Here is a 13,736-nt window from a genome sequence, read left to right on the forward strand (position 1 = left end):
CAAAAAACCGGACTGGGAAAGGATGATCGTAGTATGAGAACGATTTTGCGTATTCGCAATATAGTAAAGGAATGGAACGGCACATCTTTATTTGAGAATGTGTCGTTGGACGTGATGGAAGGAGAACGGCTCGCGCTGTTTGGAAGAAATGGAGCAGGTAAAACGACACTGTTACGAATATTGTTGGGGGACGAAGCGCCCACTTCAGGGAAGATAGAGCATGAATTGCCGCTGGAAGAGAGAGGCTGGCTGAAACAGCAGGATACGGTGGATTGGTCTCGAACCGCACTGGAGGTCGCACAGCAGGCCAGCCCTCGGCATTGGCGTCTCAAGCAAGCGTTGGGACAGCTGGAAGCTCACCTAGCCGATGCTGGGAAGGATATGGAGCATCATCTGGAGCGTTATGGCGAGCTGATGGATGAATATGAACGCCTGCAAGGCTTTACCTGGGAATCTGAGGTGGAAAAGGCGCTCACCCGAATGGGAATGCCTGCCCAGACGTGGGCGATTGCCTACGGTGACCTGAGTGGAGGGCAGAAGACGAGAGTACGATTGGCCGGACTGATGGTCAGGCAGCCGAAGCTGCTGGTGCTGGATGAGCCGACCAATCATCTGGATGCCGAAAGCTTGCTTTGGCTGGAGCAGTGGCTGTCCACGTATCCGGGAACGCTGCTGTTTGTATCGCATGACAGAGCCTTTTTGGATCGGGTGGCTACGAGTATAGTTGAGCTCACATCGACAGGTATTGGGCGCTATAAAGGCGGCTATAAGGAATATAAAGCGCAAAAGGAGCGGGAACTGCGAGAGCAGGAAGCCAGTTATCGGAAGCAGGAGCTGGCGAGACAGGCGCTGGAGGAAACGATTCGAAATTACAGGGAATGGTTTCATCAGGCGCATCGTGGCGCATCCAAGGTTGAGATGGCCGTTACGCAGAGCTTTTATAAGGCCAAGGCTAAAAAAAATATTTCCCGTTATCATGCGAAGGAGAAGGAACTGGAGCGACTGGAGGCCAATAGAGTAGAGCAACCGCGTGAGGCTGCGTCTTTGCACATGAAATTAAGTGACAGCGGGCTTCAGGCAAAATATTTGCTGCGTGCTGAGCAGGTTGACTTTAGCTACGACGACCGTATCATTGTGAAAAATCTAAATCTGAACGTTGCGCGTGGAGACCGTCTGGCTGTTCGGGGGCCCAATGGAATTGGTAAAACCACGCTGCTTCGGTTATTAACAGGTCAGCTGGAACCGCAGACGGGAAAAATCACAGCCAACCCACAGTTAAACATCGGATATTTTTCACAGGAGCTGGAGCAGCTTCCAGAGGATCAGACGTTGCTGGACAGTTTGCTTACGCTCCCGACAATGACGCAAACAGAAGCAAGAACGGTGCTGGGCTGCTTTCTTTTTGCCAAAGAAGATGTGTTTAAAAGGATCGGGACGCTCAGTATGGGGGAGAAATGCAGGGTGGCCTTTCTGCGCTTGTACTTTAGTGGAGCCAATCTGCTGGTGCTGGATGAACCGACGAATTATTTTGACATTGAAACCCGTGAAATTGTAGAGGATTCTTTGCGCAACTATGATGGAGCACTGGTACTCGTCTCGCATGACCGGGAGCTGGTGCGGTGCACGGCAACTCGGTTACTCGATATGAAGCCGGGGGGTGGATATGAAATCTATGAGGGGACAGCCGACGAAAAGCAAGAGGATGAACGGAGCCGTGAACGGGAGCCAGAGGATCAGGAGCAGCGGGAGGAACGTCTTCGATTACAATTGCGTCTTACAGAATTGATGGGGATGACGAGCACGAGTGACGAAAATGAGGAGCTGTTGAGCGAAATCAGGCGCATTCGTGCAAAGCTGGATCGGTTGGATGATCCCGATATCTAAAGGAATGAAACGTAGGCCCTGCTTGCCAAAGCGCGGTAGTTTGCATATAATAATGAACAATAGTTCGAAATTTTGAAAATGTCTTGATGGAGAAGAGTAGGCAGTGTCCGATTGAACAGGGAGGAAGCGCCGTAGGATTGAGAGCGTTTCTGCAAATACTGGGCTGTTGAAGTTCGCTCCGGAGCAGTTCCTTGAACCTCAAGCGTCATCTGAATGGCGAATGTGCAAGTAGGGGATACCGGTTCACGACCGTTACAACGTGCAGAGCGAGACGATGATGCATAGCATGAATGATCACCTGTAATGGCTGCCGCAAGGCAGAACGCCGGGTGAGCTGAGCTTAATTGTCTAACGAGGGTGGTACCACGGTCTTTTCGTCCCTTACCGGGAGAAAAGACCTTTTTTTGTTGTCTGAAAAGCTGGATATGAAGAAAGGGGACTGAACAGGCGATGAGCGAAACCATCCAAATGAAGGAACATTTGCTGGCCTTGAAGGAAGAAGCACTGGAAGTATTGGAGAAGGTGGCAACACCCAAGGAGCTGGCTGATCTACGGGTCAAATATTCGGGAAAAAAGGGCGCACTGACTGAAATTTTGCGCGGTATGGGCAAGCTGAGCGCGGAAGAGCGTCCGGTTGTTGGACAGGTAGCTAATGAGGTGCGCGAGGCGATTGAAGAAGTCGTTAACCGTAAGCAGGACGAGTTCACAAAAGCGGAAACGAATGAACGCCTGCAAGCGGAAAAGATCGACGTTACGCTGCCTGGACGCGCACTTCCGCAAGGTGGATTGCACCCGCTCAACAAAGTGATTGAGCAAATCGAGGATATTTTTACAGGTATGGGATATCGAGTGGCTGAGGGTCCTCAGGCAGAGACGGATTATTACAACTTCGAAGCATTGAACCTGCCTAAAAATCACCCCGCACGGGATATGCAGGATTCATTTTACCTGACCGAGGATCTGTTGATGCGTACCCATACGTCACCGGTTCAGATTCGCGCGATGGAAGCGATGAAGGGCGAAACGCCTATTAAGGTTATTTGTCCGGGTACGGTTTTTCGACGTGATGATGACGATGCGACGCATTCCTTCCAATTCCACCAAATTGAAGGGCTTGTCATTGGAAAAGACATTCGTATGAGTGATTTGAAAGGAACCTTACTTCAATTTGCACGCGAAATGTTCGGAGAATCGACCGAAATCCGTTTGCGCCCAAGCTTCTTTCCGTTCACAGAGCCGAGTGCTGAAGTAGACGTGACTTTTGTGAAGAAAAATGGCGAACGCGTATGGATCGAAATTTTGGGCTGTGGCATGGTCCATCCGAAGGTGCTGGAGATGGGCGGTTTTGATCCCGAGGTGTACAGCGGCTTTGCATTCGGCATGGGTGTAGAGCGAATTGCTATTTTGAAATACGGCATCGACGATATTCGTCATTTTTATAACAGCGACCTGTCATTCCTGAAACAGTTTGCGCGTCAATAAACAACTATATCAAGGGAAGTGAACCCATATGAAAGTATCATTCGAGTGGCTGTCCGAGTATGTATCGCTGGATCAGGTGAGTGCGGAGGATCTGGCAGAGAAAATCACCCGTTCGGGCATAGAAATTGATGAGGTCGAGCAGCGCAATCAAGGGATTACTGGCGTCGTTGTCGGCTATGTTAAAAGCAAGGAAAAGCATCCTGATGCGGATAAGCTGAATGTGTGTATTGTTGATGCAGGTCAGGAGGAAGATCTGCAAATCGTGTGTGGTGCCAAAAACGTGGACGCAGGTCAAAAGGTTCCTGTTGCAGTTGTAGGTGCAAAGTTGCCGGGAGATTTCCACATTAAAAAGGCCAAGCTACGTGGTGTTGTGTCCATGGGCATGATCTGCTCGGCCAAAGAACTGGGCATGAATGACAAGCTGCTGCCAAAAGAATTGCAAGAAGGTATTCTGGTGCTGCCAGAGGATACTGAAATTGGTACGCCAATTACTAAGCTGCTGGCGCTGGATGATCAGGTGCTGGATTTTGATCTGACACCCAACCGTTCGGATTGCCTGAGCATGCACGGAGCAGCTTATGAGGTGAGTGCGATTTTGGGACGTGACATTTCACTGGCTGACCCGGCTAAGGATCTGGTGGAAATTAGCGATGCAGCGGCAGATCATCTATCCGTGAAGGTAGATACTCCTGAACTGTGTACGCACTATGCGGCCCGTTATATCACAGGTGTAAAAGTGGGGACTTCCCCGCTATGGATTCAAAACCGTCTGATGGCGGCAGGTGTTCGTCCAATCAACAACATCGTAGATATTACGAACTATGTCATGCTGGAATATGGTCAGCCGTTGCATGCTTTTGATGCGGATAAGCTGGAAAATGGAAATATTGAAGTTCGGCTCGCTCATGCAGGCGAAACATTGATTACACTTGACGATCAAGAGCGCAAGCTGGAGCCACATATGCTGCTGATTACAGACGGCGTGAAGCCAATTGCACTGGCAGGTGTGATGGGTGGAGCCAATTCCGAGGTTACAGATGCGACGGTCAGCATTGCGCTGGAATCTGCGAAGTTTGACGGTGGTACAGTTCGCAAAACGTCCCGTCAACTTGGACTGCGTTCAGAAGCAAGTCTGCGTTTTGAAAAAGAGGTTGATCCAGGCGCTGTTGTGCCTGCTGTGAATCGTGCAGCTGCGCTGATTCAGCGTTATGCAGGGGGGACTGTACACCAGGGCATCGTAGAATCTGCTTCTGCAAAAGCTGAAAATCGCCTTATCAAGCTGTCGCTAGATAAAATAAACCGATATTTGGGAACAGAACTGTCACTGCTTGAGGTCAAAACGATTTTTGGTAGACTTCATTTCGGATGTGGCGACGCAGAACAAGGGGTACTGGAAGTTCAAGTACCTACACGCCGTGGAGATATTACCATTGACGTGGACTTAATCGAAGAGGTGGCTCGTCTGTATGGTTACGACAATATTCCGACCACGCCGATTGAAGGTCCTACAACTCCAGGGGCTTTGACGGCATCGCAATCATTGCGCCGCTCCCTGCGCAGATTGCTGGCTCATGGTGGCTGGCAGGAGACGATCAGTTACTCTTTTGTACATCCGCAAAGTACGGGGTTGTTTAATGCCCTGACAGAAGGTAGCCATCCGGTACGTTTGGCCATGCCTATGAGCGAAGACCGTAGCGTTTTGCGTACGAGTATCATTCCGCAGATGCTGGATACAGCGGTGTATAACATGAATCGCAAGCAAGACAATCTGGCGATTTTTGAGATGGGAACTGTATTTTATACAGAGGAACAAACATTAACCCGCCAGCCGCAAGAAATTCAAGTGCTTAGTCTGCTGCTGACTGGGGTACGCCGTGAAAAACAATGGAACATTGGTGCTGAAAAGGTTGATTTCTTTGATATTAAAGGTGCGCTTGAAACGGTGTTTGACTATTTCGGATTGAGTGCCAGCATTCGTTATGTGGCTGACCAACCGCAAAGCTACCACCCGGGCCGTTCCGCTTCGGTATGGCTGGATGTGAATGGAAACTCCCAACGGATCGGTACCATTGGGCAGATTCATCCGGAGCTGCAACAATCTTATGGTCTCAACGATACGTATGTAGCGGAAATTGCGTTGCAACAGGTCGTTGAACACGCAAACCCTCATATTCAGTTCAGAGAGCTGGCTCGATTCCCGTCCGTGGAACGTGACATTGCCCTCGTGGTGGATAAAGACGTTGAGGCAGGTGAACTGCTTCGTGTTATTCACGCTGCAGGCGGAGAACTGTTGCAGGATGCACGGGTGTTTGATGTATTTACAGGCAGCAAGCTTGGTGAAGACAAGAAGAGCGTGGCTATTTCCCTGACCTATCGTCATTGGGAGCATACGCTGACGGATGAAGAGATCAATGCGGCGCATTCTCCTGTCGTTACGTCTCTGGAACAAACTTTTGGAGCGGAATTGAGAAAGTAGCAGGAAATGCGGGAAGCCGTATCGAATCTTAGTGACAGAGGTTCGATACGGCTTTTTGGCCTATCATCATAGAAGCTCTCTACTCTGATATTTACCCGCTGCGGGGAAGCCGGACTAATAAGGTTGAACGCTTCACGGAAGGCGGGTTACCATAGTACCGGATACATCTTAGAATCAACATACAGTAGTATTGAAGGAGGGCATAATTGTGACTACACCAGATCGTACTCGCGTCACTGTAGAGATCTACGGTACTTCTTATAAACTTGTCGGCAGCAATACCGATTATATGAAGCAGGTTGCCAATTACGTGGATGAACGTATGCACAGCATTTCTCAAGCTCATTCGCGTCTGGATATGCCCCGAATTGCCGTGCTGGCTGCAGTTCATATGGCAGAAGAAGCTGTACAAATCCAGGAAATTCAGAGCCATATGAACCGCTTAGCCGCGGAACGGGCGGAGCTCCGGGGAGATCTGGCGCAACTCCAGACAGCCCTGGGAGAACAGCAGCAGAAAAATACAGATATGCATCAATCTCTTATTCAATTGAAGGAAGAGAAGGAAACGACGCAGAAGAAACTGATGGAAATCGAATCTGTATCAGCCAAGGAGATTGCCGAATTGAGGGCAAAGCTGGCACAGCAGGAGAAAAAAGCGGCTGAACTTGAAAATGAACAAAAACAAGCTAAACGTGAATTGGAGGAGTCTCGTCAAGAAGCTTCTCGTAAGCTGAAAGAGCAGCAGGAGGCGGCTAATGCCCGTATCCGGCAGACAGAAGAGCAGATGAAGAAGGAAATAGCTGAAGCGGCTAAGCAGGCTGAAGCCAAGCTGTCGGCTGCGGAGAAGGCTCATCAGGAGCGAAAGCGCATAGAGCTGGACAAGCTGCGATCTGCTTTGCAGCAAGAGCATAACCAGAAGATAAGCGAATGGCAGACCAAGTGCTCCGGGCTGAATGAGCAGCTGGAGCAGGAACGTAAACAGGCTGAAATGGCGCTGAATGAAGAAAAGCTCCAGCATCAGGAAGCACAGAAACGAGCCGAGGAAGCTGCGCTGGAGCAGGAGATTCGGGTCGAGGAGCTTCAGGAGCAATTAGAACAAGTACAGGCAGGCAGTGCAGAGCTTTCTTCTCGTCTGGGAGAGGCTCAAGAGCAAGTTAGAGCATTGAAGCAACAACAGTCCGAGCTAGAGTCTGTGCTGGAGGCACAGCGACAGGCCGCAATAGAGCGAGAGCAGGCAGATACGCTTGCGCGTGAAGAACTGCAAAGCCGATATGATCAATTGGCGGCTGAAGCCAAGGCTACGCAGCAGCAGGCGGCTAAGCTGGAGGAAGAACAGCGTCGGATGCAGAAGCTGCTGGAGCAAGCTCATGTATCTTCTCGCAAGCTGCAAAGTGAGCTGGCTACGCTGGCTGAAAGCGAGAAGTCGTGGAAGAAGCTTGCAGAAGAATGCCAACTGGCAGTCGATGAGCTGGAGCTTTCCCTGCTGGAAGCGCGTGAACAGAAGGAAGCAATGCAGGAGCAATTACAGCATGCTGTGGCTGAGGTTGAAGCTGTTAATGATAAATTTGCTTCACAACAGCAACGTCTAGTTCAACTCGAAGCGAGAATCAAGGAGCTTTCACCTGAGCTGATTCGCGTTCAGGACGAGCTTGAGAAAGCCAAAGTCCGAGAGCAAGAGGGAGCGAAGGCGTATCAATCGCTTCAGGAGCAATATGGAAGCATGAAGAGCCGAGCTGGACAGCTAGAGCAAAATATCAAGCAACTCCAACAGGAAGTCCATGAACGACGAAGTGAACTGAAACGTGCTGAGGAAGAATCTCTGGAATGGCAGCTTAAATACGATCAGTTGAAGGCTGAAGCGGAACGTCTGGAAGCTGAAGATGCTGCCCGTAAGGAAGAATTTGCATCTTGGGAACGGGAAATAGCGGTAACGGTTGAACAAAAGGAACAGCTTCAGGAGGAGATTCGTTTTGCGGTTGAAGCTGCCAAAACGGCGAAAGCTGAACAGCAGTCCATAGAGCAGGAACGGATGGCCTTGCAGTCTGAATTGGATGAAGTGGGGCAAAAATATGAAATGGCGGCGCATCAGCTTCGTCTTTTACAAGTACAACAGGACGTAGACCGGGAAAATACGGAGAAAATTTCAACGGAATTACGTCAATTACAGGAAGAATACACCAAGCTTCAAACGGAGTACAATGAATGGATTGAACTTATCGAACAGGATCAGTAGATACGGATTATAAATGTAAGGCAATCCCCGGCTGCTCATCGCCGGGGATTGTTTGTTTATTGTATCCACTTAGAAGGGTATATGACAAAAAGCTGTCCTTTGGCAGACGAAATCTGCTTCGGGACAGCTTTGCCGGAAGTATCTACCGAAATTAATTCCCGCCCTTGCGCCCGGCTTCAAATGGTGTCGATACCGGAATGAACAGGTCGATAATTCCGATAACCAATGCAGCGAGCAATGCGCCCAGAACGGAAACACTAACATTGGTCACGACATATTGAGCGATCCAGATAACCAGAGCGCTCACTATAAAACCTACGATACCGCGCCCAAATGGAGAAACGCGTCGGCCGAACACCGCCTCGATAATGTAACCAATCAAGGCAATGACAATGGCAAGGATCAGCGCGCTCCAAAAGCCGCCTACACTAAATCCGGGAACGATCCAGCTTACGACCATCAGAACCAGAGCGGCAACGATGAAACGTACAATGTGCCCGAGAATGCTCACGGAATAACCTCCTTTGTTTTTTGAATTTACAGGGTTAGACAAAGGTTAGTGTGTGGCATGAAGAGCTTTCTTATGTGTAAAACAGAGTTGGCAAATAGCGTAAGTTTGCTGCTTTCGGTATAATATAGATATAAGTGAAAGGAGTAGTGAAGTTGGACTCTAAAATTTTCAAAACCCTTGAATATCAAAAAATTCTAAATAAACTAAGTCACTATGCCCAAACAGCAACGGGACAACAGACAGCCCTTCGACTACAGCCCAGCGATGATTTGGAGCATATCAAGAAAATGCTGAAAGGCACGGATGAGGCCTATGCTGCTGATCGGCTTAAAGGAGTGCCTTCATTTAACGGAGTAGTGGATATCACTCCGGCGGTGAAGCGTGCCCGTATTGGCGGAACGTTAAGTCCGCAGGAGTTGCTTGGCATTCGGACAACGGTTCAGGCTGCACGCCGTATACAGGTATACGTGGCAAGTTTGCATGAGGAAAATCCTGTCGAAACATTGCTGTATTGGAGTGAGCAGCTTTCGGAGCAAAGAAGTTTGGAAAACTCGATTAAAGGCTGTATTGACGAAAATGCAGAGGTGCTGGATTCTGCCAGTACAGAGCTTTCACAAATCCGTCGGGAGCTGCGCTCGGGTGAAGTGCGTATTCGTGAAAAGTTGGATTCCATGATTCGTTCCTCAACCGTATCCAAAATGCTTCAAGATCAGTTGATTACGATTCGTGGAGATCGGTTTGTGATCCCGGTCAAGGCCGAATACCGTTCTTATTTTGGCGGAATTGTGCATGATCAATCCGGGTCCGGTGCAACATTGTTTATCGAGCCTGAATCCATCGTAGCCATGAACAACAAGCTGAGAGAAACAAGGCTGAGAGAAGAGCGTGAAATTGAAGTCATTTTACAAAAGCTGACCGCACTTGTCGCAGAACAAGCGGATATGTTGCTGTATGATGTGGACATTTTAGGCAATCTTGATTTTATTTTTGCGAAAGCGCGTCTCGCGCGTGAAATGAAGGCAACCTTGCCTTTAATGAATGACCGCGGGTACTTGAAGCTGAAAAAGGGCAGACATCCTCTAATTCCGTTGGAGCAGGTCGTTCCCATTGATGTGGAGCTGGGCAATTCATACACCTCCATTATCGTTACCGGACCGAACACAGGGGGAAAAACCGTTACCCTGAAAACCATTGGCCTGCTTAGTTTGATGGCGATGTCTGGACTGTTTGTACCTGTTGAGGATGAAAGCCAGCTGTGCGTATTTGATGCAATCTATGCCGATATTGGTGACGAGCAGAGCATTGAGCAAAACTTGAGTACATTTTCCAGTCACATGACCAATATTATTAGCATCCTGAAAAATATGACGCCTAAAAGTCTTGTATTGCTTGACGAAGTGGGGGCAGGAACGGATCCAGCGGAAGGTTCGGCTCTGGCTGTGGCCATTTTGGAGCATATACATGCCATGGGTTGCCGTATGGTTGCGACAACTCACTATAGTGAATTGAAGGCGTATGCCTATGAGCGCAAAGGGATTATTAATGCAAGCATGGAGTTTGATGTCGCTACTTTAAGCCCGACTTACCGCCTTCTGGTCGGTGTACCCGGACGAAGTAACGCTTTTGCCATTGCTGAGCGATTGGGTTTACCAGGGCGTATTTTAGACTATGCCCGTGGTGAAGTAACGGAAGAAGACCAGCGCGTCGAGCACATGATCGCGTCACTGGAGCAGAACCGTTTAACAGCTGAGCAAGAACGGGAAAAAGCCGAGCAGCTGCGTAAGGAAATGGAAGCATTGCGTAGCCGTCATCAGACAGAGCTGGATAAGCTGGAGTCACAACGGGACCGTATGCTGGAAAAAGCTGAGGACGAAGCAAGAGTTCTCGTGGATAAGGCTCGTAGTGAAGCAGAGAAAATCATTACTGATTTGCGTAAATTGGCTCAGGAAGAAGGAGCCTCGGTTAAGGAGCACAAGCTGATTGCAGCTCGCAGAGAACTGGATGAAGCTGAACCGAAGCAACGCAAGAAAAGTACGGTTAAGCGTTCGGCCACTACACGTACTCGTTCTATCATGGCTGGCGATGAAGTATCGGTTCACAGTCTGAATAAAAAAGGCCACGTGGTTGAACTGTCCGGTAACAAGGAAGCTGTGGTTCAACTGGGGATTATGAAGATGAAGGTCAGTCTGGATGATCTGGAACTGCTGCAACCTGCCCAAACGACTACTCCAAGAGTCCAAAAACCAGTGACTGGCCTTAAGCGGACACGGGATGATAACGTGCGAAGTGAACTTGATCTTCGGGGGGCAAACGTGGAGGAAGCGCTGATGGAAGTGGATCGCTTCATGGATGAAGCGTTTCTGGCCAATCTGGGTCAGGTACACATTATTCATGGCAAAGGTACGGGGGTCCTGAGAACCGGTATTCAGGAGTACCTTCGCAAGCATAAGCATGTGAAAAGCTACCGTATCGGTAATTACAATGAAGGCGGTACGGGCGTAACGGTTGCTGAATTGGAATAGCAATGGGTTGCCGGCTTTGCCCGGGAATGCTTTGTAGAACGGGAGGGACGAAGTGAAGATGGCGATTGATGAATTGCTGTCACATCCGTTGGGGATGATGCTGGGTTATTTCTCGGTGGCGGTGCTGGAGCTAATTGTATTTTTGTCGTGCTTTGAGCTGGTAACCCGCTATAAATGCTGGGAAGAGATCAAGCGCGGCAATGTTTCGGTAGCCATGGCTACGGGAGGGAAAATGTTCGGTATTTGCAACGTGCTCCGCTTTGCGATGGAAACCAAATCCAGCGTGTATGATACGATGATTTGGTCGTTCGTTGGCTTTTTACTGCTACTTGCGGCGTACTTTCTTTTTGAGTTTCTGACACCGGTATTTTCTATCGATCAAGAGATTAAAGAGGATAACCGTGCTGTCGGCTTGTTCTCCATGATTATTTCAATATCGTTATCTTATGTGATAGGTGCCAGTTTAACTTGACACATCCTGTATACTAGAGCTTGGTATACGCTTGGAACGGAAGGATGATAAAGCTTGGAAATGACTATTTGTCCATGGTGTAACATGGAAATTATTTGGGATGAAGAATTAGGACCTGAAGAAGAGTGTCCTTATTGCCATAATGATCTGAAAGGGTACTCAGACATAACCGATGATGAAGATGAGTCTGAGTCTGTTTCTTCACCTGTTCACAGACATACGGCCGAGCATGGACATGAAGATGTGAAACATGATCATACGGCTTCTGTAGCCCCGGCGCTCCACTCTCATGGAAAAGAAGACCTAAAGGGCTATCGTACATTGAGTATTCAGCTCGGCGATGATGAGGAGCAGGATATTTTATATGAGGCAGAGGATGAAGTCGTAGTTGAAAAACCGGCTGATGCACCGTTGTTGCAGGATAATGAGCTTCATAAACTGCCAGTGCTGCATACTTTGCAAAAATTCGAAGAAAGCGGTGCGGACCTGATGGCTTATGAACAAGGCGCTGAACAAATACTCGACAGACAAGATGAAGTTCTTGAATGTGCCCAATGTGGTGAATACATGCTGCATGCGGGTTCGCAAACTGTAACCAGAGAAGGCTTTGAACCGTCGATGTCTCCAGCACTCGGCAAACCTGTTCTGGATTTGCCGTTCGTCTTAAATGTTTATGTGTGTCCTAGCTGTTTCCATGTTCAGCAGACTCTGTCAGAGAATGACCGAGTGCGGATGCTGGAGAAGCTCAGCGGTATTTCCAACAATTAAATATCAATTCCCCGGATAGACCCAAGCTCAATACGGGCATCTTAAATCGAAGAAATCTTGAAACAAGCTGGCTTGTAATAAGCTGATTGGTGATTTTTCGGTTAGGGGGAACTGCATTGAAATCAAACCTGAACGGACAATCCATTCTGCTATTAAGCTTGAATGGATTGTTTGTGTTTGCGGCAGCATTGTCAGGCACATTTCTTAACGTGTATTTGTGGAAAAGCAGGCAGGATTACGCGATGATCGGTTGGTTTAATGTCAGTCAACAAATTGCGTTGGGAATTATGGTCTGCGTGGCTGGAAAGTGGGTCAAGGAACATAACAAAATGAATGCCCTGCGCGTGGGGACGGCGTTGTCCGGCCTATTTTATCTGATCGTATTATATACAGGACCGCAGGCTGTGAACTACATATGGCCGCTTGGGATGTTGTTGGGTGCAGCATTAGGTTTATTCTGGCTGGCGTTTAATGTGATTTTTTTCGAAGTCACGGATCAGGTAAGCCGCGATCATTTTAATGGATGGGTGGGCTTGCTAGGCTCGTTTTCTGGTATTGTGGGACCTTGGCTGTCCGGTTGGATTATTGCTCGTATGGAGGATGACGCGGGTTATCGCGTGATATTCAGTATTTCCTTGGCATTTTATGTCGTGGGAGTGGTGCTAAGTTTCTTTCTACGCAAGCGTAAGCCGACAGGAAGTTACAATTGGAAGGAGCCCAAGCAGCGATTGTCGCAAAAAGGGAGTATGTGGCGTCCGCTGTCGTTATCGCTTGTTGCACAGGGCATCCGTGAAGGGGTTTTTGCCTTCCTGATTACGCTGCTCGTATATGTAGTTACTCAACAGGAATGGAAGCTGGCGCAGTTTTCACTTATTACGTCGGCGGTTTCATTTTTCAGCTTTTGGGCTGTCGGAAAATGGCTCAAGCCACACTATCGCTCGGTTGGTATGCTTTTGGGTGCCGTGCTGTTGGTGATCGCGCTTTTACCGTTATTGTGGCGTATGGAGTATAGCACGCTACTAATTATGGGGATCGGCACCGCTTTATTCATGCCCTTGTATTTAATTCCCATGATCTCTGCGAGCTTTGATCTAATGGGCACGAGTGAAGGAGATGCCAATCAGAGAGTGGAACTGGTTGTACTGCGCGAACTATGCTTAATGGTAGGCCGGTTGACCGGAACACTAATTTTCTTGGGTGTTCTAAGTATTAGCAAGGCTCCTACTGCGATGATCTGGTTGTTGATTGGACTTGCATTGATGCCAGTGATCGGATGGTTTTTTATGCGAAGTGTGCTAAAAATGGAGCAAAAGACCAAGCAGAGTAAGTCTCATTCCCATGCACAACGCTGGCACAAGCAAACCGAATAGTCTGAAAATACAATTTTT

General features: G+C 48.6%; 9 protein-coding genes. 8 read left to right on the top strand and 1 reads right to left on the bottom strand.

Features of this window, described 5'->3' with window-relative positions; all coding sequences use genetic code 11:
- The first annotated feature begins 33 nt into the window (after positions 1-33).
- The 4 genes from abc-f to AC6EJC_RS11380 all read left to right on the top strand — a co-directional run bounded on the left by abc-f (position 34) and on the right by AC6EJC_RS11380 (position 8,075).
- Positions 34-1,884, top strand: a complete 1,851-nt coding sequence (gene abc-f / locus AC6EJC_RS11365) for a ribosomal protection-like ABC-F family protein (RefSeq protein ID WP_444954056.1) — start codon at positions 34-36, stop codon at positions 1,882-1,884.
- Between the two features lie 450 nt (positions 1,885-2,334).
- Positions 2,335-3,366: a phenylalanine--tRNA ligase subunit alpha gene (gene pheS, locus AC6EJC_RS11370; RefSeq protein ID WP_269321413.1), complete on the top strand. Its 1,032-nt coding sequence runs from the start codon at positions 2,335-2,337 to the stop codon at positions 3,364-3,366.
- A gap of 28 nt (positions 3,367-3,394) precedes the next feature.
- Complete coding sequence (gene pheT, locus AC6EJC_RS11375) at positions 3,395-5,842, top strand: phenylalanine--tRNA ligase subunit beta (protein ID WP_444954057.1); 2,448 nt, start codon at positions 3,395-3,397, stop codon at positions 5,840-5,842.
- A 208-nt stretch (positions 5,843-6,050) separates the two neighbouring features.
- Positions 6,051-8,075 carry a cell division protein ZapA gene (locus AC6EJC_RS11380; RefSeq protein ID WP_444954058.1) on the top strand — a complete coding sequence of 675 codons (2,025 nt, stop codon included), beginning with the start codon at positions 6,051-6,053 and terminating at the stop codon, positions 8,073-8,075.
- A gap of 151 nt (positions 8,076-8,226) precedes the next feature.
- Here AC6EJC_RS11380 and AC6EJC_RS11385 read toward each other — a convergent pair whose 3' ends face one another.
- Positions 8,227-8,586: a phage holin family protein gene (locus AC6EJC_RS11385; protein ID WP_444954059.1), complete on the bottom strand. Its 360-nt coding sequence runs from the start codon at positions 8,584-8,586 to the stop codon at positions 8,227-8,229.
- 152 nt (positions 8,587-8,738) lie between these two features.
- On the opposite strand from AC6EJC_RS11385, the gene AC6EJC_RS11390 reads away from it, so the two are divergent.
- From AC6EJC_RS11390 to AC6EJC_RS11405, 4 genes are all read left to right on the top strand, one after another.
- Positions 8,739-11,108, top strand: coding sequence for an endonuclease MutS2 (locus AC6EJC_RS11390; protein ID WP_444954060.1), 2,370 nt, complete (start codon positions 8,739-8,741; stop codon positions 11,106-11,108).
- 58 nt (positions 11,109-11,166) lie between these two features.
- Positions 11,167-11,580: a DUF350 domain-containing protein gene (locus AC6EJC_RS11395; RefSeq protein WP_444954104.1), complete on the top strand. Its 414-nt coding sequence runs from the start codon at positions 11,167-11,169 to the stop codon at positions 11,578-11,580.
- Positions 11,581-11,634: 54 nt separating this feature from the next.
- Positions 11,635-12,348, top strand: a complete 714-nt coding sequence (locus AC6EJC_RS11400; protein ID WP_444954061.1) for a hypothetical protein — start codon at positions 11,635-11,637, stop codon at positions 12,346-12,348.
- Between the two features lie 116 nt (positions 12,349-12,464).
- Entirely contained in the window at positions 12,465-13,718 is a 1,254-nt protein-coding gene (locus AC6EJC_RS11405) for an MFS transporter (RefSeq protein ID WP_444954062.1), read from the top strand.
- Positions 13,719-13,736: the final 18 nt, after the last annotated feature.

Source organism: Paenibacillus sp. TY11, from assembly GCF_059772165.1.

What these genes read in the sequence shown, in the direction of transcription:
- pheS (WP_269321413.1), top strand. Translation starts at nt 2,335, where the DNA reads ATGAGCGAAACCATCCAAATGAAGGAACATTTGCTGGCCTTGAAGGAA.
- abc-f (WP_444954056.1), top strand. Translation starts at nt 34, where the DNA reads ATGAGAACGATTTTGCGTATTCGCAATATAGTAAAGGAATGGAACGGC.
- pheT (WP_444954057.1), top strand. Translation starts at nt 3,395, where the DNA reads ATGAAAGTATCATTCGAGTGGCTGTCCGAGTATGTATCGCTGGATCAG.
- AC6EJC_RS11395 (WP_444954104.1), top strand. Translation starts at nt 11,167, where the DNA reads ATGGCGATTGATGAATTGCTGTCACATCCGTTGGGGATGATGCTGGGT.